Consider the following 22,919-nt stretch of genomic DNA (forward strand, 5'->3'; position numbering starts at 1 on the left):
GCTCCAGCGACTTACTGGACACACCTATCCTGCGATCTCGGCAAATAGCCGAAAGCCCGAGGCTGTAGTGTTTGGGAATTGCTGCTTTCGGATCATGTCGGCGACCTCAATACCGTCCAGAGTAGCCGAGGCGGATCTGAACGACTTGAACCCGCACATGTGCCGTATGCGACGCTTGATGAACCTATGATCCTGCTCGATCAGGTTGTTCAAATACTTGGACCTGACTGTTTGGATTTTGGCTGAGCAACCAAATCGATTAAGGATTTTGTTCACTTTTCGAGTGCCCGCGCACGGCGATCATCGGTGAATACTTCACAACCCACCTGTTGAGAGTGGCGTGGTCCACCTACACGCCGCGTTCGGCCATGATCTCTTCCAGATCCCGATACTACACTGCGTACAAAACTGCATCCTTGCCCTTACACATCTCCGAACCGGCGTGCCGTGTAAGGACAAGATCGCCCTGCTAAATGTGCTTCTCGCGGAAGGTTTGAACCTCGGCCTGGAGTAACTGGCCAAAACGGAGAACAAAGATGACCGAACTACTTCGGGGTCAGGCGGCGGGTGATCGTCAAGCGGTAGATAAGGTTCCCGAATCCGAGGCGCGGGATCACCCCTATGACAAGGTCGACCGCGCCATGCGTGCTTCGCTGGCTCGGGCCACCGCTGGGGTTTCTCCGCATTCGATCATGGCGACCTGGATGGATTGGGCGGTCCACCTGAGCCGCTCGCCGGGGCGTCAGCTTGAGCTTGTGGAACGTGCGACCCGCAACGCCTCCAAGCTCTGGGCTCACGCGACCGACCTTGCAATGGGGAAATCCCCCGAGCCACCGTTCCATCCACGTGCCCAGGACCACCGGTTTGCCGCTGATGAGTGGCGGAAAACTCCATTCGCCGCTTGGCAACAGGCGTTCTTGAGCACGCAGGATTGGTGGCAGGCCGCGACCGAAGAGATGCCCGGTATCGCGCCGCGCGATGCCGAACGTGCTCAGTTTCAGGTTCGCCAGGCACTCGATCTCATTTCTCCCTCGAATTTCCCCTGGTCGAACCCCGAGATTATCAAGCGAACCCTGCAGACAGGCGGTCGCAATCTAGTCGAAGGTGGCACGCATTTTCTGGAAGACCTCGCGCGCACCGCGACACAGCAGCAAGAGCCTGCTCCTGCTTGCCACGAGATCGGCAATTGAGCCTCCCCATTTCAATGGGCCCACCGTTAAGATTCGGAAACGGAGAACCAAGAATGGCAAACAAGCGACCGAAGCCGGAAGAGATTGTCTCGAAGTTGCGGCAGTTTGAAGTTCTGATGGGGCAAGGCATGCCGCGTCTGGACGCGATCAGACAGATCGGCGTTGTGGAGCAAACCTATTACCGCTGGCGAAAGAAATGAGCCGTTGAAGGCGCCATTGGTTCGAGCCCAACGGCGAATGCGGAGTGGGTGTAAACAAATTGAAGGAACTAAGGCGGCTGTGTCGCGAACTCTGGCGTCGGTCAGAGCTATCGCATTGGCAGGCCGTCGTTTTCCAGCGAGCTCTGCAAATTGACGGAATCCGCTTGTCGATGGCCCAAGCCGGCCCTTGCGGATCATGTTGGCGGTCTCGATTCCTGCAAGTGTCGCTGCTGCTGAGACGAAGCTTTTGAAACCGAGCATCGGCCTCGTAAGCCGTTTGATGAACCGGTGATCCTGCTCAATAATGTTGTTCAAGTATTTTGATCTTACGGCGTCGATCTTTAGTGGTATCTGCAGCCTCTTGAAGATCTTGTTGCCCTCTTTGATCCCGGCCGCGTTGCTCCTGCTTTTGTCAATTGTGATCCGTTTCGGGATACCATTGTTGCACAATGCATTGGCGAAGAATTTCTTAGCAGAATTGGTGTCTCGCTTCTCAGAAAGCATGAAATCAAGGGTTTGACCATCACGATCCACGGCACGATAGAGGTACACCCATTCACCGCGAACTTTGATGTAGGTCTCATCCATACGCCAGGATTCAGCGGTGCTGGACTTCCGTTTCTGAGCCGCGCGGGCGGCCAAGGGTGAGTACTTCACGACCCAGCGGTTCAGCGTCGCGTGATCAACCATCACCCCACGTTCCGCCATGATCTCTTCTAGGTCACGGTACGGGATGCCGTAGCGGACGTAGAAATAGATCGCGAACAGGATCACCGACTTTGGGTAATGCGCACCTTTGAAGTCGATCACCGGACATCCCAAATAGCGTTGCAGACCAAACACCAGTTGGATCAAACCCGGCGAAGGTGCAACCTACCGACCAAAGTTTGCGACAGTGCCAAACTCCGAGCTGTATGACGATGTTTCATGCTCGGAAATCGTCAACATTCCGGTCACTGCCCATCGAGGACTCGATTATCTGCTAATGGACGTACCTGTTTATCTTGTCAGATACGACGTCGCTTGAGCGGTGAAACAAGCTCATTCGCGTTTACCAGCTGTTCCAAACCCGAAATCTGTTTGATGACGGTTGATGCCTCATCTTTGTTTGCGAAGAAGAAATAGGTGTGGAGCTTCTCTTCGATTTCGGTATCGCTCATTGGATCGGCGGGATCGCCGCGCGGATAGTCTCGGGAGGTTGTTTCGCTCGTTCCATCTTTGCGCGTGACCATGATCTTGCATGCCGATTTTGCAGGAAAGGCTGCGGTCATAAACGGATCTTCGGATACATGAACCTTAGTCATGAGGTCATTCAGTACTGGGTCATCTGCGCAGGGCTCATCAAAATCCTTGTAGGCGATTGATCCCTTAGCGAAGACACCAGCCACGCAATACGGTAGAGAGTGGGTCCGACCGGCGCGGCTATCGGGTGCCCATGCCGTTTCGCCAGCTGCTATGCTGACGCACATATCGTAGGTGCTCACGTCTATCCGTTGGATCGACTTTGGGTCTCCGATCCTGGCTACGAGATCAAGAGCAACATCAATCGGGGTCTGACAGAATACCAGCGCAGGCCAGCGTTTGAAGACAACGGATTCAAGATCCGGTTTGACCTCGAACATTTTCTCGGAGTGGGGGAAAAACCGATTTACACCCGCCGTACCTTGGTAAATCTCGTACGGCCCTTCGATCCCGGCCTTTGCCATCTTGACAGCAAATAGACCCCGCAGCGCACAAGATGCGTAAGTGCAGTGTTTCCAGTCTGTCACCCGATCGCGAGCGGATTGATTGGTGTCGAGCCCCATGCCGCCTGCGATCCGCTGGGCGTTTGTCAATTCATCGACGTTGAGATCAAGCGCGCAGCCAATTATGATGGTGGTATAGAAGATCGCAGCAGCGTCATGGTCATATTCGATGGATTCCGGAAAGTAGTAGTTAGAGAACATGCCTGCCAGTTGGTAAGCAAGATGCGTGAGGCGCAGTACATCCTGACCAGACTTTCCCAGCCAATCCGCCAGCGTCAAGATAAGCGAAACGTTGTCGGAAGGATGCGCGACGCCCATTTTGTTCGGCGAGAAATACGTGTTGAGAAGGTCGCTTCGACGTCCAAGAATGCTGTTCAGAAAGATCGCGTCCGCATGGGTCCCGGCCTTCCCGGTTCCCCAGACGGGTACATCGCATTCGGACGGCGCGATATCGACCATCCTATCGAATTTGGCAAGCATCTCGGTATCGTACATGGACCCGCAAATGCCCGCATAGGAATCAAGGATGTTGCGCTTCAGAAGATGTGCGGTGCTGGCATCCAACTCGGTACGACAGATATCCAGGGCAAACTCGGAGAGGCCGACTTCAAACAGTTTGGTCATCGGAATTGGCCAGGTTGAGATAAATGGAAACCTTTACGATCTTGCCGTCCCTGAGGTCATAGAATGCTGCGCAATAGCCCCAAAACACGTCACCTGCTTTGCGGGCGCCAAGATAGTTGGTGTCTTTCAGGCATCGCCACTCAATATCCAGTTCAACGGCAAGCTTGTTCTCTACCGATATGAAGTTCTTCAGGTGCAGGATCTCATGAATCCCGTCATGGCCTGAGTATTTGCCCGAATTCCAGAACCCAACCAGCTGCTCCTTGCCCTTAAATGTCCCTTTGTAAGGGTGAATAAAGGTCGCGTCGGGATCGTAGTATTTGTCAAAGAACGCACTCTTGTCAGTCGCGTTGTTGAACTCACTTTCGTACTGCTTGAATTGTTCTTGTGTAAAAACCATCTCTACTCCCCTTTTGCAGCATTGGCTGGGTGTATTGGCAGCTCCTAGGTCATGTCGCCTACCATTGGTCACTAAAGCTTACTCTGCAAGTGAACCAGCATACCGTCTATAAGAACACCGCGTTGAATTCAGCCTGCTTGAAATGCTCCGCTAGCCTGCTTGGTACTGCCATCATCAGTGCAGGGCTGTACATGATACATCGCGAGAGGCTCGTAGCCAGACAGTTGCTCACAGCGCGCGCAGTACCTTCAATCTAAGGCTATCCGCGTCCGGCGCAATCCGGATGGAGTGGGTGGCTTCTGCTCCACCGGCGTCGCGATGCGCCATATCCAGCAGCATATTGCAGATGGCTCGATCATCGATGCTGATGCCAGTCAAGCCTTCGCTGAGGCGCAGGATGCGTTTCAATTCGAACAGGACCTATCCGCCTTCGATCAATTCCTGTTCTGATCGGGAATCGCTTGCTGTATCCCACCCTGTCGCCGGACCTGCCCGGGGACCGGCGACAGGGAGTGTATCATAGAGAAGAGGCACATACGATGTTCGCTCCGGGCATCTGGTGGGTCGGGTCAACAATAATGGCTAGGTGGTCAGCGTCGCCTGCTGTATTTTGATACGTGTGCTCGGTGAGCACTGTTTTTCAAAAGGAATATCACATGCGAATTAAGTACCTCTCATCAGCTTTTTCCCTGATACTTCTGACTTCCAGCGCCGTCTTTGCCACCGAGGCCGAGATCGAAGCGGCCCGCGCTCAATGGATGGAACTCTTCAGCGCCGGAGACGGCGCCGCAGTTGCAGAGCAGTCCTTTACAGAGAACGCCGTTTTATTGCCACCTGACAGCGCGCCCGTTGAGGGGCGGGATGCTATCGCTACTTTCTGGCAGGGGGCCTTCGATGCAGGTGTTACTGGCCTCAAACTCGATACGATCTCGATCGACGTTATCGGCGACACCGGAATTGTAACCGGGTACTGGACAGTCACTGTTCCTACTGAAGGCGGTGGCACTGCCGACATCAGCGGCAAAGAGCTGCTAATATACAAAAAGGAGAGTGATGGTGTTTGGCGGGCCTCACATGACATCTGGAACGACGGCAAGTGAGACCGAAGTTCTTATGAGATCTGACATCTTCATGCGTGACTTCGACGAGTGCATCTCGTGCCATACGCAGATACGACTGTAGTGAATCAAGCAAGCGAGAAAGAAAGAGCGGGGAAAGCACTCCAGTGCTCTTTAGTTCTCGGCAACCCGTGGATCGACCGTACCCAATTGCGTATTACCGCATGATAGGTACGTGGGTGCCTTGGCCTCTCTGCTGACCTTAGAGCGATCACAGAAGCTACCTGTTGTCTTCGATGCGGCCGGCCCGAAGCGGATGAGGTGGGTGGCTCCTGCTCCAGCGGCATCGAATGTGCCAAAATGCAGTTATCATCGATTGCTAGGAAAGGAGCCACCCAATGACAGTAAAGACCGTCGGCCTCGATCTGGCCAAGGATGTTTTTCAAGTTCACGGCATTTCGGAGAACGGTCGCGTTATCTTCAACAAGGCCATCAAGCGCGTGAAGCTGCTGGCCTTCTTTGAGACGCTTCCGCCCTGTGCCGTCGGAATGGAGGCCTGCGGCTCGTCCCATCACTGGGGTCGCCAGCTGCGCAAATTAGGCCACAACGTGAAGCTCATGCCGGTCGGATAGGTCAAACCATATGTGAAGCGCGGCAGGAATGACGCCGCCGCACATCACCAATACCCTGATGGTTTTTTCCTGATGCTGGGCACGCTCTTTGCGCCCACGCAGGACCGCGATATGCCCGGTGAGGGCTTCACTCACAAGATAGGTGATCTCGTCGAAATATCGAACCCTGCGCTGGGTACGCTGACCAATACCGTGCGCCTCTCAACCGAATGCCCGCCTTGGGTCTTCGGTACAAGCGCACTGATGAAAAACCTTGCCGCGCGCAATCTGATCTAGGGAAACTGACATGAACGGAAACAGCCTTATTGCTGGCGAATGGATGGCAGGTGAAGGCAGCTTTCAATCCTCGCCCGCGACCGGTGATCCCAAAAAACTATTCCGCGGGTACGCCTGCGCTTGTCGAGAGAGCCTGCGCGTCGGCAGAGGATGCCTTTTGGTCATACGGGTATTCTACGCGCGAGGAGCGCGCTGTGTTCCTTGAACGCATAACGGATGAGATCGAAAAGCACGGTGCAGAGATCACTGAAATTGGCTGCTCTGAAACAGGCTTGCCAGCCGGGAGACTGGAAGGTGAGCGTGGCCGCACCACGGGGCAGCTGCGCCTGTTCGCCCAACATATCCGCGATGGCGCGTACCTGGCCTACCGCCACGACGCAGCCCTGCCGGATCGCCAGCCATTGCCAAGACCTGATCTTAAGATGGTACAACGTCCGGTGGCCGTCTTCGGCGCATCGAATTTTCCATTGGCCTTTTCGACCGCAGGCGGTGACACCGCAGCAGCTCTGGCAGCCGGATGTCCTGTAGTCGTCAAAGGCCATCCGGCGCATCCGGGCTCGGGTGAGATCGTGGCCGAAGCTATCGACGCCGCCAGGCAGGGCCTTGGTCTGCGCCCGGGGGTGTTCAGCTTTGTGCAGGATGGCGGCGTTGCTGTCGGCGGCGCGCTCGTTCAGAACGCGTTCATCAAAGCGGTTGGTTTTACAGGCTCCTTGCGCGGTGGCCGAGCGTTGTTCGATCTATGCGCGGCGCGGGACGAACCCATCCCGTTTTTTGGTGAGTTGGGGTCGGTCAACCCGATGTTCCTGATGCCAGAAGCCCTAAAGTCGCGCGGTACCGAGATTGCGCGGGGGTGGGCAGCGTCCCTGACCATGGGGGCAGGGCAGTTCCGCACGTATCCCGGAATCGCCCTTGTTTCGGATGGCCCGGACGCGGAGGCCTTTATCCATGAGGCGACCGCTGCATTGCAGGACACCACCCCTCAAACCATGCTGACAGATGGAATTGCGCAGGCGTTCTGTGAGGGTCGTGATCGTGTTGCCTCTGTTTCCGAAGTGACAACCTTGGTCTCTGGAACGGCCGAGAACCGCGATGCGAGCGCATTTCTTTATAGGGATTCGGCTATCGCATTCGAAGCCGACCCGGTTTTGGCGCATGAGGTCTTTGGACCATTGGGCGTCGTGGTTGTTGCCGAAGATGTCGGTGCGTTCGCATCTATCGCACGTGCATTGGAGGGTCAGTTGACCGCAACCGTGCACATGGACATTGAGGACACCGAGCATGCGGCCAAGCTGGTACCAATACTGGAACGCAAAGCCGGACGTGTTTTGTTCAATGGGTTCCCGACCGGAGTAGAAGTCGCCGACAGCATGGTGCATGGCGGTCCCTAGACGGCATCGACAAATTTTGGGGCGACTAGTGTCGGTACGCTCTCTATCCGCCGCTTCCTGCGGCCCGTTTGCTACCAGAACGTGCCTGAAGAGATCAACATTGCCACCTGATGTCCCGCACGTCACAGGCGGTCAGCTCAATCTTGTGAGCGAGATTACCCATTCCCAAAGTGTTGCAGCCGAGACGCTTTTCTCTGCTCTCTCGGTTAGGCAGGCGAAATAGCCCCTGTCGGTTGCGACAGTTCTATGCGCCAGACGGACCAACTGGCCGCCGTGCACATCCCAATTGAGCCAGAACTTGAGCAAACCTTGCCCAATAGAAAAATCGAGCCTTCAGCCTGACTTTTTGACCGAGTTTTTGGGTTCTCTGAGGTGCGCAACCTGGCCTAGAGGCTCAGAATACTTCGTGCCTGGGCCGCTGTTGCAACTGGGCGATTGTATTGGTCACAGATCTCTGCAGTCTGCGTTACAAGCGCCGCGTTTGATGGTGCCAGCGTATTTCGATCCAGTCGCACATTGTCTTCCAAACCCGTTCGCGCATGGCCACCTGACGAAATTGCCCAGTGGTTAAGAACCACCTGCTGCGCACCAATGCCTGCGGCGCACCAGGGCGCACCCGGAAACAGTCGGTCAACAGTCTTCACGTAGAAATCGAATACGTCCCGATCCGCAGGCATCGCGTTTTTCACACCCATGACAAATTGCACATAAGGCGTGTCTTTGATTTGACCTTTCTTGTGCATCTCGGCCGCCTTCAGGATGTGACTAAGATCGAAGGCTTCGATCTCTGGTTTGACGCCATATGTGGCCATCTCAGCCGCGAGCCAGTCGACAAGATCGGGTGGATTTTCGTAAACGCGCGCAGGAAAGTTGTTCGACCCTACCGACAACGAAGCCATATCCGGCCGCAACGGCAACATGCCGCCGCGCGTCTTGCCGGCACCGGACCGCCCTCCTGTCGAAAACTGGATGATCATGCCAGGGCAGTGTTTCTCAAGCCCCTCTTTCAACCTTGCGAACTTTTTCGGATCGCTGGACGGCGTCTCATCATCATTACGCACGTGCGCGTGGCAGATGGATGCCCCCGCCTCGAACGCTTCGTGGGTGCTTTCGATTTGTTCTTCGACAGCTATTGGCACAGCCGGGTTATCGGCCTTGGTCGGCAAAGACCCGGTTATCGCGACGCAAATGATGCAGGGCTCGCCCATTTCACACCTCTTTGGGTGCTAAGACGAAATCGAACTCGACATCCCAATACGGACCGTCGAATCCAACTTGCTCCGAGCTTGCCGGGTCATCGATGCAGTTGAACTCGGCAATCAGACCTTCTTTGACACCAAAAACGGAATCCGAATGGAGATATTTGTCCTCGGGGTCAAAAATGTGGGTTGTCAGTACATCATACCCATCCTTTGACACAATGTAATGCAAATGGGCTGGACGAAACGGGTGGCGCCCCAACCGGTTCAACAGATCTCCGACGGGGCCATCGTCAGGAATGGAATAATGTTTGGGCCGGACGGCGCGGAACCAGTATCTCCCGTCTGGTCCCGTTCTAAAGACACCGCGCAAATTGAAATCGGGTTGGATGCCCTTTTGCTGAACGTCATAGAACCCTTCGTCGTTTGCCTGCCAGACGTCGATTTTGACGCCTTCCAGCGCGTTGCCATCAACGTCTGTCACGCGCCCCCGCACCACCATATCTTCGCCCTTTTGATCAAGGCATATGTTGTGCCCCATTGCATATTCAGGGGCATCGCCGACGTGAAATGGGCCCAACACAGTGTTCTCCGAAGCCCCAGAGGGACGACGGGAATTTACAGCATCCACCAACATCGACACGCCCAAAACATCGGACAAAAGTATGAATTCTTGCCGCCAGTCGTCGCACATGTGACCAATCTTGGTCAGGAACATGATGGCTTCGAACCATTCCTGCTGCGTCGGCTCGATTTCCTTAACCGCTTCATGAAGCTTGCGGGTGATCACCTCCATCACCTCTTTAAGCCGTTCGCTTTCCGCGTTTTTGTTGCGGGCCGCAACCACCTCGGCCGAGTTTTCCTCGGTGAAGTATCCCATCTCATGCGCGTCCATTGTGATCTCCTAACCTGAAAAAACCTGATCCGTTTCTGCTCATCGTGAAAGCACTGTGGTCAGAGCACGACGCAACTCGGCTTCGGCATCTGCGGCCATGTCAGCTGCGCGCCATGCGACGTGTTGATCGGGGCGGACCAGTAAACAGCCGGTATCCGAAATTTCCGACGCCCGTGCCCAGTCTCCTGCGTGATCGACATAGGTCTGGCGCGGGCCAATGACGTGGCAGCGAATGAGCATACCCAGTTCCCGGGATACGGCCTCGGCCGCCGTGACCCACGCTTCTCCACCTATGCCGGTCAGCACGGTGAACTCGCCACGACCGCAAAGATCCAGTGTTGAATGCTTGCTGCCCGTGTCGTGATCGAACACCCAGACATGGGGAATGCGCGCGCCAGGCCAGGTGGTCGGCTGGTAATGCAACTCGGCATCCTGATCAAATCCGGGATTTGGTTGGCCATCTGTTTCGATTGCCCCAGAGTCGTACCGCTGGTTCATTTCGACACCGTGGGCGTCGAATTCATATTTCTTAAAGGCGATGGCCTCGCGGATGGCCTGTCTTTGCGCTGCAGCTTCCGGCGTTGATCCGGTTCTTGCTTCAAGGTTGCTTTGCATGACCTGCGGGTCGACCCCTTCGGCCATGCCAAGCGCCTCGAAGATCGGTCCGAATTCACCAATCGACTGGTTGGCCCGCGTGACGATCTGCTTTGCCACCGGCGCGCGTTCTTCGCTGTAGCTGTCCAACAAGCGTTTTCCTGCATGGCCTTTCAATACGGCCGCCAGCTTCCACGCGAGGTTGAAGCTGTCCTGGATCGACGTGTTCGATCCCAACCCGTTGGACGGCGGATGGCGATGCGCGGCGTCGCCCATGATGAACACGCGATCCTTTTGCATATGGGTCGCGTACATATTGTTGACGGTCCAGGTGTTGGCGCTGATCAGTTCGATCTCAAGCTCGGGGTCGCCAACAAGCTGGCGCGCAACCTGTGTGGCCATCGCCGCGTCCACCTCTGGCGCGGGTTGGTTGATGTCATAACCCCAGACGATCAGCCATTCGTTCCACGGGCGGACCATGCGGACCAGACCCATGCCGATGCCACCCACGTTTGCGCCGGGTTGCATCACCCAGTAGAGAACCGATGGGCGATGCGCGACGTATTTGCTGAGATCGGCCCGGAACAGGATGTTCATCGACCCGCCGACACCCATCTGACCTTCAAACGGCAGACCGGCATGTTCGGCGACCAGGGAATTGCCCCCATCTGCACCGACCAGGTATTTCGACCGGATGGTGATTTCTTCACCCGACAATCGATCCAGGCAGGTCGTCGTCACGCCGTCTGCGTCCTGTTCATGGCGCAGGTATTCGGTACTCATGCGGGCTTGGGTTCCTCGGCGGCAGGCTGTGCCGAACAGGATCGGCTCCATGAATGTCTGCGGCAGGTCGTTCATCATGGTCGGACTGGACAGCAGGTGTTCGGCCTTGGACAGAGGATGGTTGCCCCAGCTTTTCATGCGTCCTATTTCCTCACCGGCCAGGCTCTCGCAAAACACGTTCTCACCCATCAGATCCTGATGGGCGGCGTGCATGTAGGCCTCGGCTTCGACCTCGTGACCAAGGTCGCGCAGCACTTCCATCGTGCGCTGATTGGTAATATGCGCGCGTGGCGTATTGGCCAGCCAGCGATAGCGGTTGATGACCATATTCTCGACGCCATAGCTCGACAGCAAAGCCGCCGTTGCAGACCCCGCCGGGCCGGTTCCGATGATCAGGACATCCGTTGTGATGGTGGCCATAAGCTCTCTCCCTTGTTCTTTTAATTTCTCAGGGCCGCGGATCCCAAAGGCGTTCGTCATATTCGGCCTCATAGGCTTTGCCGTCCGGGTAGCTGACCAGTTCAAGCTGCATGCCCCAGGGGGCGAGGAAATAGACCCAAGTCTCGCCAGCACTTGGTCCGTCGGTCATGGTTGTCGGGTTGCCTAGGACCTCAATTCCCTTGTCCTGCAAATAGCTGACGGCACCGTCCATATCGGTGGTGTAGAACGCGATGTGATGCCCGCCGATATCCGAATTGCGCGGCAGCTTCGTATCCTGATCCGGCGCGGTGTATTCGAAGATTTCGAAATTGGCGCCGTAGCCACAGCGTACCAGCTGCATCGTCGGGATCTCGGCCTTGGCGTCCACGTTCAGATGATCCGCCATCCAAGTGCTGTCACCGCCCGAGAACGGTCCCAACGGGTAGAACACATTGCAACCGATGACGTCCTGAGAGAAGGTGACAGCCTCATCAACGCTCGGGACTGTGAATCCCACGTGGTCTGTGCCCGTCATTCCCGGCAGGGAACTGTCAGCAAATGCGTCAGTTCCAAGTGCTGCGGTCGCGACCGTCAACGCGATTGTCTTCATAGATCAATCCTCCTTGTTCGACTGCGCGCCAATCACCAAACGACGGCGCACGGGGAATATTTGAAGCCCGGTTTTTTCGGTGATCAGCCCCCAGATGCCGCGCGGGGCGAAGAGCATGATGGCGATCCCGATCAGCCCAAGCACCATGAGGTACCAGGAGCCGTAGTCGGCCAGCAGGCTTTGTAGAATAAAGAAGATCAGCACGCCCAAGATCGGGCCTTCGATTGTGCCGATACCTCCGATCACGACGATGAAGATCACATACGCGGTCCAGTCGGTGACCGAAAACGCTGCATCTGGTGAAATCCGCAATTTCTGCAGGTAGATCAGCGCGCCTGTCAGCCCGGTTCCTGCGGCGGCGACCAGATAGACCAGCCATTTCATCCGCACCGCATCGACGCCGACGGATTTTGCCGCCTCGACATTGTCGCGCACCGCAGCAAGCGCCAGCCCGCGTTTTGTTCTGAGAAGCCAGTAGATGCCCGCAATCGTTGCGATCACCAGCGCCAAGGCCAGCCAGTAGGTCAGGATATCGCGCGCTGCAGCTCCGCGGACGTCAAACGTGGCCTGGATCCACTCGGTCACCCACATTTGGCGCGTTGCCGTGCGCGGCAGAGAGGTTCCGGTACCGCCGCCGAGCACTTTCCATTGCGCCACCAGCAGGCGCATGACCTCGGCGATGACCCATGTGCCAATGGCGAAGTAAGCACCTTGCAGCCGGAAGGCGAAGAAGGCGGTGGGAATAGCGACAATCAGGGCCGCAACGCCGCCGAGCAGGATCGCAGGGACCGGGTCCATGCCCCACAGGATTACGCCGCCAAACATGGCGTATGCCCCCATGCCCACGAAGGCTTGCTGTCCGACTGAGACAAGGCCACCATATCCCGCTAGCAGGTTCCAGAACTGCGCCAATACAAGCATGGTGAAGATGAAGAACAGGTCTTGGATCAACCCTCGGCTGGCAAATGTCGGCAGCAGAATGAACAGAATGATCAGGGCGATGCAGACGGCTCCGGCACTGTAGGACGCACGGGTCTGCGTTTGGACGCGGTACATTGCAGTATCTGTCATCAGTCCACCGCCCTTGGAAACAGGCCTCTGGGTTTGATCAGAAGCACGAGGAGAAAGGCCAGATGACCTGCCAGGATTTGCCATTCGGGGTTGATTGCTGCGCCGACGGTCTGTGCGACACCGATGATGATGCCTCCGACCAACGTGCCCCACAGACTGCCCAGGCCGCCAATGATCACAGCCTCGAAGGCATAGATCAGGCGCGCCGGACCAATATTTGGGTCAAAGTTCGCCCGCATTCCGAGATAAATCGCAGCCAGTGTTACCACCAACATCGCAATGGCGGTCGCGGTGGCAAAAATGCGATCGGGGCGGATGCCCATCAAGCCGGCCGTCACCGCATCATCCGAGGTCGCGCGGAACGCCCGGCCCAATTCAGTGCGGTAGAAAAGCTGGTTCAGACCGACGATCACAAGGATCGCCGAGGCAAATGTCAGCAGCGGCAGAACACCGAGATTCAGTCCTCCCATCTGCACTGAAGCCGTAGCGATCTCACCCGCGGGCAAGCGTTGACTATCGGCCGAGAAAACTTCGAGCAGAGCGTTCTGCAAGACGACCGACAGACCGAAGGTTACCAACAAAGGCGGCAGGATATCAGGCCCTAGGACTCGGTTCAGCACATGCCTCTGCAAGGCCCAGCCGACGCAAAACATGATCGGTGCCGCAATGATTGCTGCCAGAAACGGAGAGAGCCCAAGCAACGAGACCAGCAGAAGGATCAGATAGGCGGCAAATACGATCAGATCGCCATGGGCCAGATTGACCAAACGCATGATCCCGAACACAAGGCTAAGTCCTGCCGCGAACAGCGCATAGAGGCCGCCCAACAGAACGCCCTGAATGATGGTGTCGATCCAGATCATGCTGCGGCCCCTCCGAAATAGGCGTCGTGAATGGCCTCGCGGCTGAGCGTGTCTGCGGTGCCTTCCAGCGTGACGCGGCCCTCCATCATGCAGTAGACGCGGTCTGCGACTTTCATGGCTTGACTAATGTCCTGCTCCACCACGATCAGGCTGGCTCCGGCTTCCTGAATGCGGGGGACGGCATCGTAGATGTCTTTGATGATCACCGGCGCGAGACCGAGGCTGATCTCGTCACAGAGCAGAACACGGGGATTGCTCATCAGAGCGCGACCGATTGCAACCATCTGCTGTTGCCCGCCAGACAGGGCTGCGCCCGGATGGTTTCGACGCTCTTTCAGGATCGGGAACAGGTCGTAGATTGTTTGCAAAGACCAATGCCCCTGCACCTTTCGGCCATAGGTGCCGATCAGCAAGTTTTCTTCGACACTGAGCGACGGAAACAGCCGACGTCCTTCGGGCACCATGGCCACTCCGCGCGCCATAATCTCGTCCGCGGCAAGGCCTCCGATGGGTTGCCCATCAAAGCGCACCTGGTCGGGCCCGTTGGTCAGAACGCCCGAGATCGAACGCATGAGAGTCGACTTCCCGGCTCCGTTTGCGCCGATGATGGCAACGGTTTCACCTTCGTCCAGATGGATATCCATACCAAACAGAGCTTGGAAGTCTCCGTAGTGGGCGGTCAATGAATGGGTCTCTAACAGGCTCATCAGACTTCGATCCCCAGATAGATTTCTTTGACTTCCCGGCTGTTCATTATCTCGTCCGGATCACCGAGACCGATGACCTTACCGAAATCGAGAACTAGCAGCCGTTCGACGACCGAGGTGAGCGCATGCAGGACGTGTTCAATCCAGATGATCGTAACGCCGCTGCTGTGCAGTCCTTTGATCGTGTTGATCAGCGCTGTACATTCCGCGGCGGTCAGACCCCCGGCAATCTCGTCCAAAAGCAACAGCTTGGGATTGGTTGCCATCGCGCGGGCCAACTCCAGCCGTTTGCGTTGCAACAGCCGCAATCCACCGGCCGTGTTATTGGCCACATCCAACAACTCCGTTTGCTCAAGAATGCGGGCGCAGTCCTCCTCGACCTCATGTTCGGATTTGCTCTGCCCGTGCGTTGCGGCCACCAGCAGGTTTTCGAACACAGTCAGATGATCAAAAGGCTGAGGGATCTGGAACGAGCGCCCAATACCCGACAAGCAGCGCTGCATGGGCGGCACGCGCGTCACGTCTGCTCCATCGAAATGGATCGATCCCGCATCAGAGGTCAGATTGCCAGTAATCAAATTGAACAGCGTCGACTTGCCCGCCCCGTTCGGGCCAATGATCCCAAGGGCCTGTCCCTGCACGACATCAAAACTGACATCCTCAGTGACGGTGAGAGCACCGAAGCTTTTCGAGACGTTTTTGAGCGAAAGTATGGTCATACCGGTGTTCCTGCCCCGGACAGGGTCCGGGGCGCTGGTTTCATTGCGATCAGGAGATTTCTTCCATCACACCCGCAGTCGGAATTTCGGGCGCTGAAGAGTTGTCGACGATCACGAGGTCATAGCTGCCATTGTCGAGCAGCCGCCATTGCCCCCCGACCAAGGGTGTTTTCGCAACGTTCTGCGTGGCGAAAGGTGGCAGACCCGCACCATCAAAGGCGATCCGGCCAACGATCGAGTCCAGCTGCGTGGCTGCGATGGCCTCGGCTACGGCATCGCCATCACCCGCGTCATCAACACGGCCCATGACATTTGCCGCCATTTCAAACAGCGCGTGCACAAAGCCTATGGGTTGGGTCCACTGGCGACTGGTGGCCGCGGTGTACCCTTGCGCCAACTCAGCCGAGCTTGCGCCGGTCAAAGACGATGAAAACGGATGTGTGGGCGACCACCACACCTCGGAACTCAGGTTATTGCCTGCGTTACCCAAAGCTTCGACGGCCTGCGGGAACAGGATGGCTTTACCGATACTTGCTGCCTTTGGGGTGAAGCCTTGCTGCTTGGCCTGGCTCCAGAAGGTGGTGAAGTCAGGCGGGATCGGGACGCCGGTTACAATTTCAACATTCGCTTGGCGAAATGCGTTGATTTGGGCCGAAAAATCGTCGGTCAGGTTCTGGTACCGTCCGGGATCTGTCAATGAATAGCCCAGTTCTGACAATACTGGCGGGAAACCTACATTCGGATCGCCCCATGCATTGCCATCGCCGTCATTCGGGAACAGAGCACCAACCTGCTTGTTGGTCGCCAACTGGCCCCACATCGCCGTGAAGACCGAGATCACATCCTCAAGCCCCCAGAAAAAGTGATAGGCGTAGTAGAACTGCTCCCAACTGGCTGGATCGCCGGGGTTGCCCTGCTGGCCGATGAACCACGGCTGCCACGGGGCAACAGTGGAAATACACGGCACTTCCTCAGCCTCACAGGTCGAGGCAACCGGGTTGGTCGTTTCGGGTGTCGAAGCGACCAACATCAGGTCAATCTCATCATCCACGATCAACTCGCCCGCGACATCCGCGGCGCGGTTCGGATTCGACTGGCTGTCTTTGACAATGACTTCGAACTTCGCACCGGCCTCGGACGCGGCGAAATTGTCGAGAATAAATTTGTCTGCCTCAGAGAAGGCAGCCAGTGGACCTGATTGCGGGCTGACATAGCCCAGCTTGATCTTGGCACCCTGAGCGATAACGGGCGCAGCGAGCGTGCCGGCGGCCAGCCCTAGGCCGGTTGCAGCGCTGGATTGCAGCAATTTGCGTCGTGTGATCATGTGTCCCTCCCTTGACACGGTGAAGTCAAACGCTTGGGGCGTTTCCCGCCCACGCGTTTTGAAGAAGCGCCCGCAGCCCATCGGCAGTGACCGGCTGCGGGTTCCAATACGGGTTCTTGAGTGCGATTTCGGTGGCGCGATCCAGATCGGCCTCTGACAGGCCAATGTCTTTCAGAGCCATTGGTGCACCCATAGTTTTGGCAAATTCCCAAAGCGCCTGGCCTGGGTCAGAGCCGCCGAGAATGTCCAACACGGGCGCCAGCAGCTCCGGCACACCCATCGCATTGTAGGCGATGGCATGGGGCAGAACGATCGCGTGGGTTTCCGCGTGCGGCAGATTGAAGGACCCGCCCAGCATATGGCAAAGCTTGTGATGAAGAGCCATTCCGACCAGACCAAGTACCGTGCCGCAGGCCCATGCCCCACGCTGCGTTTCTTCTCTGGATTTGAGGTTGTCGGGGTTTGCCACAACGGTCGGCAGACCTTCCGCAAACGCCTTCAGGCCGTCGATGGCCAGTTCCGTGGTCTGATCCGTGCGATCCTTGGCATAAAGCGCCTCAGTTGCATGAGCCATGGCGTTCAAGGCGCTGGTCACGGTCATTGCGGGCGGCAATGACGCTACAAGTTCGGGATCGTACAGAATGACCCGCGGCAGAACCTTCTGGTCTGTCAGGGTAGTTTTAATGCCATCCTCAGTCTGGCCCAGGATCGGAGTAGCCTCGCTGCCGGCATATGTTGTCGGGATGGCGATTTGTGGCAAAGCGGTCCGAAGGGCAATCGCCTTGCCTAAGCCAATCGTCGAACCTCCACCGATAGAGACAATGCTGTCGGCTTTGACAGACAATGCATGTTCAACCGCTTCCTCGGTCACGCCGACCGGGGTGTGCATAGTTGCTCGAGTGAAGACGCCTGCGGCACGATCCCCAACAGTAGTCGCAAGCTCCATTGCCATATCGACTTGCTGAGGCGTCGACAGGATCAGCGCCTTATTCGATCCCAGCTCCGCCAGCTCAGTGCAGATGTCGTTGCGCAAACCCGCGCCGAACTGGGCTTTCTGGCCATTGATGCTGGTGGTGCTAAGAGCCATTGGGTGCGTTCCTAACAAGCGATGGATTGCGGGTGTGAGGGGAACGCTAGCAGGCAAAGACAGCACTCTTGATCGAGTTATCGACCATCAATATAACTTTGAGTTATGAAGCTTGATCCAAGACATCTTGAGATCCTCGCGGCTATTGTCGAGGCCGGAGGGTTGACTGAAGGCGCTGCTTTAATTGGGAAATCTCAACCCAGTGTCTCCAGAAGCGTTTCTCTCTTGGAGGATCGGGTGGGAGAGCCTCTATTCCTTCCGACTCGAAGACCTTTGCAACCTACTGAGCTTGGTCTTGTGCTTGCTCAGGAAGGTCAAAGAATCCTTAGCGCGGGTCGCCATGCAAGTCGTGTTGTGGACGAACACCGTCAGGGCATTGCCGGTGCGGTGCGGGTTGCAGGTACGCCGATCTTCATGGACGGCGTCATCTCGAATGTAATTGCAGAGTTTCAGGCCGAGTACCCCAATATTCGGATCGACCAATCCTATGGATACCACACTGAACTTTTGTCCCAGTTGTCCGCCGAAACTCTGGATTTGGCCATTCTCCCTATGCGCCCGGCAGACGTGTCTGATGAGTACGAATTTCGTCAAATTCTGCCTGGTCGAAACGTCATTGCGTGCCGCCTTGGGCACCCATTGGCGCGCAAAAAAGTGGTAAAGCTGGAAGACATCACCGAGTTTTCCTGGATCGCGCCACCTGCAAGTAGCCCGCTGTTTCGCGACTTGCGAAATACGCTAGACGGTATCGGTATGCGAGATCTCAAAATCAGTTTCACAGGCGGGTCTTTGAGTGCGGTTGTGAACGTTCTGACGGGTTCAGACTCCCTAACCGTATTGCCTTTTTCGGTGGTCTTCATGATGCAACGGCAAAAAACCTTGACAGCACTGCCGATAAAAATCGGTGATCCCGACAGACACTTGGGTTGCGTTACGCTTAGCGCCCGAAGCTTGCCAGCCTCGTCGAACCGCGTGCTTGAGTTCATAAAGCAGAAGTTCGAAATGCTTGATCGGTTGATTTGTAACGCGGGATGATCTCTCTGAATGGTCTTTTCGAAAAAGCACGAGAGATTGAGTAGTTTTGTAAAGCCCGCACGAAGTTTGGGACGGATGTTGTTCAATGCGTGCTGCTTCGTTGAACAGGCCTGGGGTCATCGTTTCCAAAGCTGCCTGCTCAACCTTTATCACACAGGTGAAGAAGGTTTGGGGTGGCACAGTGACGGGGAAAGAACACCTGTTGCGTCCTTATATCTCGGTGCTGCGCGTCGATTTGTATTCAAAAATAAGATCGACAAAGAAACGATCGAAATCACTCTCGCACATGGTGATCTTTTGGTTATGGAAGGTGAAACTCAGGATCACTGGCAGCATCGTGTCCCGCCGATGAAACGTGTTAGGGAGCCCCGGATCAATTTGACATTCCGGCAAGTGGGGTGATTCTGCGCAAAGTGCTTACCCACGCTCCAGCTCCTCAAACCAATTCATCACGCGCGCGGCCCATCCATCAGGGGCACTATGCCCACCTTTGTGCAGCATCAAATCAATGCGTCCAGCATCGCAATCGGTCCAGTGCCTGAGCCAGAGTTCACCCTCAAACGTGTTCGAGTCTGGCTGTCGGTTTTTGCAGCCATTGGTCTCGCGCAGAACTTTTAGCGACGCCCAGACATCTCCCTGAACCACTGTCCCATCAAAGAAGGATCGCCCCTCCAGCGGCACCACCCGGTCTGTCCAGCCATGGGTATGGAATAGATATACCGGTTCGGCACAGCGGTCTGGCAACTGCTCCCAAAGTGCGCCTGCCAAAGCAGCATAGGCATCAGCAAAATCTGGTTGCCAGCACGCCATATCCCAGACCATTGATCCGCCACGCGAGAACCCGGACAAGAGTAACGGAGCCTCTGCAAGGTCAGTCTTGTTTTGGACATCTGCTAACACCGTGCTCAGAAACGCTGCGTCGTCACGTTCGAATTTCATACTATCCGCACGGACCGACCAATCCTTTGTCCATCTTGCTTCTGGATGCTCTCCATTTGGAGCGACGAAAACATAGCCCCGCGAAAGAGCCTCACTGGCGAGATCAGAATTAAGCATACCGCCACCGGTGCTGCCACCGCCATGCAAATGCATGACAATCCCTGCGGGCTCGGGCGTTTCCGGAAACAGAACATGGTACGTACCGCCTTCAACTGCACAGGGTGTTAAGAGACCACCGCATGACTGCGCGTGCAGATTTTCCGGGCTCAACAAAGCGGCAAAGACAATGCTTGCCACTTGGAAAATACCTTTGTTCAATACAATGACCTCCAATCAGCTTTCCATGCCTGTTTGACTCACCCCGCGACCAGATTCAGCATCTGGTCGCAAAATATCTCTGCAAGTCATAGTGCAACCTCTGGCCACCGCCTCCAAGCGGTGACCAGAACAGCGCCATGCGAGATCAGTTGATGTCTTGTACTTGCATGACCAACTCGCCCCAGTTGCGCTGGTTTTCGATGTCATGTTCCAAGCCTTGCTCATCGGCGATGCCGAAGCGTTTGACAGCCGGTGTTTTGCTTGTTGCCTGGTAGAGCCAATAGGCTTCAGCCTTCAAGGCATCCTGGATCGGTTGGTCGATGGACTCATAAACCATCTGCTTGCAGGCATTGATGGACTCTGCGGGGAATTGTGCAATGCGCTGTGCCAAAGCGTCCACATATGGGCCGATTTCATCGGGGTCGAGCGCCTTGTTGATGGTGCCCAACCGCTCGGCATCATCTGCATCATAGTCCTGCGCACTGAGGATGATCTCAAGCGCCTTGCCCAGCCCCGTCTGGCGGGCCATGCGGGACGCACCGCCGCCGCAAGGCAAAATACCCATCCCGACTTCCATCTGCATGAATTTGTAATTGCCGCGCGCGACAAAACGCATGTCGAGGGCAAGCGCCAGCTCGTGGCCACCACCGCGCGCGAAGCCTTCTATTTTCGCAATGGTGGCTTGGGGGACTTTGCTGATGCGCTCGCAAACAGCTTGAAGGTCCAGAAGTTGTGCTTCGTCGCGCGATACGGCCTCCGTCGACATGTCTTTCAGCAACTCTGTGTCATAATGGCAGACCCAGACCTCGGGGTTGGCTGATTGGAAAATCACAACTTTCACCGAGCGGTCACGCTCAAGGCGCATGGCAAGGCTGTTTAGATCGGCCAGCATCTCCTGACCCTGAACATTGACTGTCCCAAAGTCGAAGGTGACGGTCGCGATCGCGTCCTTCACATCAACTGTAAATGTCTGAAAGTTCTCGTATTTCATTGGGCATTCCTCTCTTGTGGCCCCGCATCGACGATATGGGGATTGGTGAAAACACACTTTGGGTATGATTGCCGCTTGGTGCGGTTCAGCTGTTCTGGTGCACGAAGGTTTTGATCGCCTCCATCACTTGTGACGCATGTGCCGCATCCAAAGCGGCACCGTGCGGGTTGGCGAAGTTGCGGCTGTCATTGTCAAAGTAAGCGCCAGATGCATCTGCAAACCGGTCGCCGAGGGCGGCGTCGATTAGAATGTTGGCCCCAATGTTGAGGTCGTTGCCAGCCATGCCAAAGCCCTCTTTCACCATTTTGGATGCCAGCAATGACCCTGGATTGACAGCGATCATCGCTGGTCCATTGGGCAGAGACTTTGCAAGTTCACGCGTCCAAATCGTAATGGCGAGTTTGCTTTGCGCGTATGCATCCATGTCTCCGAGGCGTTTTTTCCCGCGCATCGCATCCAAGTCCACAGGCACTTGCGCGGCAGACGAAAGGTTCACGACGCGGCCCTCTGACGGCATGATCGGAAGAAGCAATTCTGTCAAAAGGTACGGGGCAAACGTGTTGACTACAAAGCGAATGTCTAAACCGTTGCCAAGCACCGCTTTGGGTGCCTTCAGCACACCGGCATTATTTATCAGAACATCCAGCCTGTTATGCTTGCTAAGGATTTCTGCAGCCAGAGCCTTCACAGCGTCTATGTCCGACAAATCTGCGATGTAGGTTTCGACCTCTCCGCCAATCTGTTTTACAGCCGCTTCGAGCTTTCTGGTGTTGCGTCCATGGATCAATACACGATGCCCATTCGCAGCGAGTTTCTGCGCGGTGAGCAGACCGATTCCATCGGTCGAGCCCGTGATAAGAATAGTCTTACTCATGTAGTCGGTCCTTCACCCAAAGTTCAACGGCGGATCATTTTCACGCTGATTGAAGGGAGTGTTGAAAGCACTTGTCAAAGCAATCGAGTCGGCGGCGTCAATATCGAACCAGCGTCCGGCTCTCGATGCTCTTGCGAATGGTTGTGACGTCGGGGTCCTCAATCATATCCAGCGCGCTGTGTGCAATAGAGGGCAGTCCCCGATTGTCGTAGATGTTGAAGAAAGCCACTTCGTCTGGTGTCATTTTTGATTGATACAACCATTCGTGGTGGTCGTTACCCACCAGTCCCATGATCTGACCCTTGCGATCCGGATAGATCAGGTCGAGTAGTATCCAGTCCTCAGGATCAACGCTGGAGGGACGAACAAAACCCAAAGGCGCGCTGTTGATTGGGTCTTCAATCGGCCGCCAGACGTTGATGAACGCGAAATAGCCTTTGCTCCATTCCGCAGCTTCTTCAGCCCCTAGTAAATCGACAAGGCGTTGTTGCGCACCTGCCTCGCTGTAATCACTGTGAACATTGCGGGCCGGTTTCCGCGTAGCGTCTGGATCGTCAACGCGAACCGTATGATCAAAGATGACGACCTCGCTCACCCCAAGCCTGTTGGTAAGAAGTCGCGTTAATTCACTGTCGTAGGTTTTGCGCCAAACGTCTTCGTTGAAGTCTTCGACCGTGCTGGGATACTTCATAAACTCCACAGCGTCCTGCGCAAATCGAGGGGGCTGCGTCGATAGTCGCGTGTCGTTCAGTTGTACTTCGGTCGGTGCCAACTCAGGGGAAATCAGATTGCCGACGATACCATCTGCATCCAACTCGAATGCTTGCCGCTCGTCCTTGTGGACATGGTAGTTGACTGTGGCGGTCCCTGTCATTGCAGCGATCTCCTGAAATCTACGACATTTCCTTTTCAAACATATGGCTTCTGATATTTACTAAATAAAGTGGACACTTTTATATTCAGAATTCGGAAAGTCG

General features: G+C 55.9%; 21 protein-coding genes and 7 pseudogenes. 8 read left to right on the forward strand and 20 right to left on the reverse strand.

Annotated features, from left to right (window positions below; translation table 11 throughout):
• Positions 1-24 precede the first annotated feature (24 nt).
• Together Q5Y75_RS28575 and Q5Y75_RS28675 are read right to left on the reverse strand one after the other, a co-directional pair.
• Positions 25-231, reverse strand: a pseudogene (locus tag Q5Y75_RS28575) (DDE-type integrase/transposase/recombinase); the annotation flags it as partial.
• Between the two features lie 64 nt (positions 232-295).
• Positions 296-391, reverse strand: a pseudogene (locus Q5Y75_RS28675) (IS6 family transposase); the annotation flags it as partial.
• Positions 392-536: 145 nt separating this feature from the next.
• On the opposite strand from Q5Y75_RS28675, the gene Q5Y75_RS23015 reads away from it, so the two are divergent.
• Complete coding sequence (locus tag Q5Y75_RS23015) at positions 537-1,190, forward strand: poly-beta-hydroxybutyrate polymerase N-terminal domain-containing protein (protein ID WP_306201959.1); 654 nt, start codon at positions 537-539, stop codon at positions 1,188-1,190.
• Positions 1,191-1,243: 53 nt separating this feature from the next.
• Positions 1,244-1,387 (forward strand): annotated as a pseudogene (locus Q5Y75_RS28580) (IS3 family transposase); the annotation flags it as partial.
• A gap of 135 nt (positions 1,388-1,522) precedes the next feature.
• Here the strand turns inward: Q5Y75_RS28580 and Q5Y75_RS23025 are convergent.
• The 4 genes and pseudogenes from Q5Y75_RS23025 to Q5Y75_RS23040 all read right to left on the reverse strand — a co-directional run.
• A pseudogene (locus tag Q5Y75_RS23025) lies at positions 1,523-2,200 on the reverse strand (IS6 family transposase); the annotation flags it as partial.
• A gap of 197 nt (positions 2,201-2,397) precedes the next feature.
• A complete protein-coding gene (locus Q5Y75_RS23030; protein WP_306201962.1) occupies positions 2,398-3,759 on the reverse strand; it encodes an MmgE/PrpD family protein in 1,362 nt (453 codons plus the stop codon).
• A complete protein-coding gene (locus Q5Y75_RS23035; protein ID WP_306201963.1) occupies positions 3,743-4,159 on the reverse strand; it encodes a nuclear transport factor 2 family protein in 417 nt (138 codons plus the stop codon). Before Q5Y75_RS23035 ends, Q5Y75_RS23030 begins: the two co-directional genes overlap by 17 nt.
• 228 nt (positions 4,160-4,387) lie before the next feature.
• Entirely contained in the window at positions 4,388-4,567 is a 180-nt protein-coding gene (locus tag Q5Y75_RS23040) for a hypothetical protein (protein WP_306201964.1), read from the reverse strand.
• 248 nt (positions 4,568-4,815) lie between these two features.
• Between Q5Y75_RS23040 and Q5Y75_RS23045 the strand changes: the two genes are divergently transcribed.
• From Q5Y75_RS23045 to Q5Y75_RS23060, 4 genes and pseudogenes are all read left to right on the forward strand, one after another.
• Positions 4,816-5,259 carry a YybH family protein gene (locus Q5Y75_RS23045; protein ID WP_306201965.1) on the forward strand — a complete coding sequence of 148 codons (444 nt, stop codon included), beginning with the start codon at positions 4,816-4,818 and terminating at the stop codon, positions 5,257-5,259.
• A gap of 356 nt (positions 5,260-5,615) precedes the next feature.
• Positions 5,616-5,846: pseudogene (locus tag Q5Y75_RS23050) on the forward strand (IS110 family transposase); the annotation flags it as partial.
• A 45-nt stretch (positions 5,847-5,891) separates the two neighbouring features.
• Positions 5,892-6,125: pseudogene (locus Q5Y75_RS23055) on the forward strand (fumarylacetoacetate hydrolase family protein); the annotation flags it as partial.
• 10 nt (positions 6,126-6,135) lie between these two features.
• A pseudogene (locus Q5Y75_RS23060) lies at positions 6,136-7,624 on the forward strand (aldehyde dehydrogenase (NADP(+))).
• Between the two features lie 275 nt (positions 7,625-7,899).
• Here the strand turns inward: Q5Y75_RS23060 and Q5Y75_RS23065 are convergent.
• The 10 genes from Q5Y75_RS23065 to Q5Y75_RS23110 form a co-directional block, all read right to left on the reverse strand.
• Positions 7,900-8,721, reverse strand: a complete 822-nt coding sequence (locus Q5Y75_RS23065; protein WP_306201966.1) for a 3-oxoadipate:acetyl-CoA acetyltransferase — start codon at positions 8,719-8,721, stop codon at positions 7,900-7,902.
• Between the two features lies 1 nt (position 8,722).
• Complete coding sequence (locus Q5Y75_RS23070; RefSeq protein WP_306201967.1) at positions 8,723-9,559, reverse strand: intradiol ring-cleavage dioxygenase; 837 nt, start codon at positions 9,557-9,559, stop codon at positions 8,723-8,725.
• Positions 9,560-9,646: 87 nt separating this feature from the next.
• The gene (locus tag Q5Y75_RS23075) at positions 9,647-11,404 is read right to left on the reverse strand and encodes an FAD-dependent oxidoreductase (protein WP_306201968.1); all 1,758 of its coding nucleotides are present in this window, start codon (positions 11,402-11,404) and stop codon (positions 9,647-9,649) included.
• A 28-nt stretch (positions 11,405-11,432) separates the two neighbouring features.
• Complete coding sequence (locus Q5Y75_RS23080; protein ID WP_306201969.1) at positions 11,433-12,014, reverse strand: VOC family protein; 582 nt, start codon at positions 12,012-12,014, stop codon at positions 11,433-11,435.
• Between the two features lie 3 nt (positions 12,015-12,017).
• Positions 12,018-13,085 carry a branched-chain amino acid ABC transporter permease gene (locus Q5Y75_RS23085; RefSeq protein ID WP_306201971.1) on the reverse strand — a complete coding sequence of 356 codons (1,068 nt, stop codon included), beginning with the start codon at positions 13,083-13,085 and terminating at the stop codon, positions 12,018-12,020.
• Positions 13,085-13,948, reverse strand: a complete 864-nt coding sequence (locus Q5Y75_RS23090; RefSeq protein ID WP_306201973.1) for a branched-chain amino acid ABC transporter permease — start codon at positions 13,946-13,948, stop codon at positions 13,085-13,087. The genes Q5Y75_RS23085 and Q5Y75_RS23090 overlap by 1 nt, the downstream gene beginning before the upstream one ends.
• Positions 13,945-14,655: an ABC transporter ATP-binding protein gene (locus tag Q5Y75_RS23095; protein WP_306201975.1), complete on the reverse strand. Its 711-nt coding sequence runs from the start codon at positions 14,653-14,655 to the stop codon at positions 13,945-13,947. Before Q5Y75_RS23095 ends, Q5Y75_RS23090 begins: the two co-directional genes overlap by 4 nt.
• Entirely contained in the window at positions 14,655-15,374 is a 720-nt protein-coding gene (locus Q5Y75_RS23100) for an ABC transporter ATP-binding protein (protein ID WP_306201977.1), read from the reverse strand. The genes Q5Y75_RS23095 and Q5Y75_RS23100 overlap by 1 nt, the downstream gene beginning before the upstream one ends.
• 49 nt (positions 15,375-15,423) lie before the next feature.
• On the reverse strand, positions 15,424-16,698 hold the full coding sequence (locus Q5Y75_RS23105) for an ABC transporter substrate-binding protein (protein WP_306201979.1): 1,275 nt from the start codon (positions 16,696-16,698) through the stop codon (positions 15,424-15,426).
• A gap of 25 nt (positions 16,699-16,723) precedes the next feature.
• Complete coding sequence (locus tag Q5Y75_RS23110; protein WP_306201981.1) at positions 16,724-17,785, reverse strand: maleylacetate reductase; 1,062 nt, start codon at positions 17,783-17,785, stop codon at positions 16,724-16,726.
• A gap of 105 nt (positions 17,786-17,890) precedes the next feature.
• On the opposite strand from Q5Y75_RS23110, the gene Q5Y75_RS23115 reads away from it, so the two are divergent.
• Positions 17,891-18,820, forward strand: a complete 930-nt coding sequence (locus tag Q5Y75_RS23115; protein ID WP_306201982.1) for a LysR family transcriptional regulator — start codon at positions 17,891-17,893, stop codon at positions 18,818-18,820.
• 9 nt (positions 18,821-18,829) lie between these two features.
• Positions 18,830-19,222 (forward strand): alpha-ketoglutarate-dependent dioxygenase AlkB family protein, encoded by a 393-nt coding sequence (locus tag Q5Y75_RS23120; protein WP_306201984.1) that lies wholly within the window; start codon positions 18,830-18,832, stop codon positions 19,220-19,222.
• 15 nt (positions 19,223-19,237) lie between these two features.
• On the opposite strand, the gene Q5Y75_RS23125 is transcribed toward Q5Y75_RS23120, so the two are convergent.
• The 4 genes from Q5Y75_RS23125 to Q5Y75_RS23140 form a co-directional block, all read right to left on the reverse strand.
• Positions 19,238-20,092 (reverse strand): alpha/beta hydrolase family protein, encoded by an 855-nt coding sequence (locus tag Q5Y75_RS23125; RefSeq protein WP_306201985.1) that lies wholly within the window; start codon positions 20,090-20,092, stop codon positions 19,238-19,240.
• A 130-nt stretch (positions 20,093-20,222) separates the two neighbouring features.
• Positions 20,223-21,068: an enoyl-CoA hydratase/isomerase family protein gene (locus Q5Y75_RS23130; protein WP_306201986.1), complete on the reverse strand. Its 846-nt coding sequence runs from the start codon at positions 21,066-21,068 to the stop codon at positions 20,223-20,225.
• 85 nt (positions 21,069-21,153) lie between these two features.
• The gene (locus Q5Y75_RS23135; protein ID WP_306201987.1) at positions 21,154-21,942 is read right to left on the reverse strand and encodes an SDR family NAD(P)-dependent oxidoreductase; all 789 of its coding nucleotides are present in this window, start codon (positions 21,940-21,942) and stop codon (positions 21,154-21,156) included.
• A 97-nt stretch (positions 21,943-22,039) separates the two neighbouring features.
• Positions 22,040-22,816 carry a CmcJ/NvfI family oxidoreductase gene (locus tag Q5Y75_RS23140; RefSeq protein ID WP_306201988.1) on the reverse strand — a complete coding sequence of 259 codons (777 nt, stop codon included), beginning with the start codon at positions 22,814-22,816 and terminating at the stop codon, positions 22,040-22,042.
• Positions 22,817-22,919 lie beyond the last annotated feature (103 nt).

Source organism: Ruegeria discodermiae (genome assembly GCF_030758345.1).
Classification (GTDB): Bacteria; Pseudomonadota; Alphaproteobacteria; order Rhodobacterales; family Rhodobacteraceae; genus Ruegeria_C.

Excerpts from the sequence above, each read along its gene's own strand:
- Q5Y75_RS23110 (WP_306201981.1), bottom strand. The coding sequence starts at position 17,785 with ATGGCTCTTAGCACCACCAGCATCAATGGCCAGAAAGCCCAGTTCGGC.
- Q5Y75_RS23075 (WP_306201968.1), bottom strand. The coding sequence starts at position 11,404 with ATGGCCACCATCACAACGGATGTCCTGATCATCGGAACCGGCCCGGCG.
- Q5Y75_RS23085 (WP_306201971.1), bottom strand. The coding sequence starts at position 13,085 with ATGACAGATACTGCAATGTACCGCGTCCAAACGCAGACCCGTGCGTCC.
- Q5Y75_RS23130 (WP_306201986.1), bottom strand. The coding sequence starts at position 21,068 with ATGAAATACGAGAACTTTCAGACATTTACAGTTGATGTGAAGGACGCG.
- Q5Y75_RS23115 (WP_306201982.1), top strand. The coding sequence starts at position 17,891 with ATGAAGCTTGATCCAAGACATCTTGAGATCCTCGCGGCTATTGTCGAG.
- Q5Y75_RS23045 (WP_306201965.1), top strand. The coding sequence starts at position 4,816 with ATGCGAATTAAGTACCTCTCATCAGCTTTTTCCCTGATACTTCTGACT.
- Q5Y75_RS23080 (WP_306201969.1), bottom strand. The coding sequence starts at position 12,014 with ATGAAGACAATCGCGTTGACGGTCGCGACCGCAGCACTTGGAACTGAC.
- Q5Y75_RS23065 (WP_306201966.1), bottom strand. The coding sequence starts at position 8,721 with ATGGGCGAGCCCTGCATCATTTGCGTCGCGATAACCGGGTCTTTGCCG.
- Q5Y75_RS23105 (WP_306201979.1), bottom strand. The coding sequence starts at position 16,698 with ATGATCACACGACGCAAATTGCTGCAATCCAGCGCTGCAACCGGCCTA.
- Q5Y75_RS23035 (WP_306201963.1), bottom strand. The coding sequence starts at position 4,159 with ATGGTTTTTACACAAGAACAATTCAAGCAGTACGAAAGTGAGTTCAAC.
- Q5Y75_RS23135 (WP_306201987.1), bottom strand. The coding sequence starts at position 21,942 with ATGAGTAAGACTATTCTTATCACGGGCTCGACCGATGGAATCGGTCTG.
- Q5Y75_RS23140 (WP_306201988.1), bottom strand. The coding sequence starts at position 22,816 with ATGACAGGGACCGCCACAGTCAACTACCATGTCCACAAGGACGAGCGG.
- Q5Y75_RS23090 (WP_306201973.1), bottom strand. The coding sequence starts at position 13,948 with ATGATCTGGATCGACACCATCATTCAGGGCGTTCTGTTGGGCGGCCTC.
- Q5Y75_RS23030 (WP_306201962.1), bottom strand. The coding sequence starts at position 3,759 with ATGACCAAACTGTTTGAAGTCGGCCTCTCCGAGTTTGCCCTGGATATC.
- Q5Y75_RS23100 (WP_306201977.1), bottom strand. The coding sequence starts at position 15,374 with ATGACCATACTTTCGCTCAAAAACGTCTCGAAAAGCTTCGGTGCTCTC.
- Q5Y75_RS23095 (WP_306201975.1), bottom strand. The coding sequence starts at position 14,655 with ATGAGCCTGTTAGAGACCCATTCATTGACCGCCCACTACGGAGACTTC.
- Q5Y75_RS23015 (WP_306201959.1), top strand. The coding sequence starts at position 537 with ATGACCGAACTACTTCGGGGTCAGGCGGCGGGTGATCGTCAAGCGGTA.
- Q5Y75_RS23120 (WP_306201984.1), top strand. The coding sequence starts at position 18,830 with ATGGTCTTTTCGAAAAAGCACGAGAGATTGAGTAGTTTTGTAAAGCCC.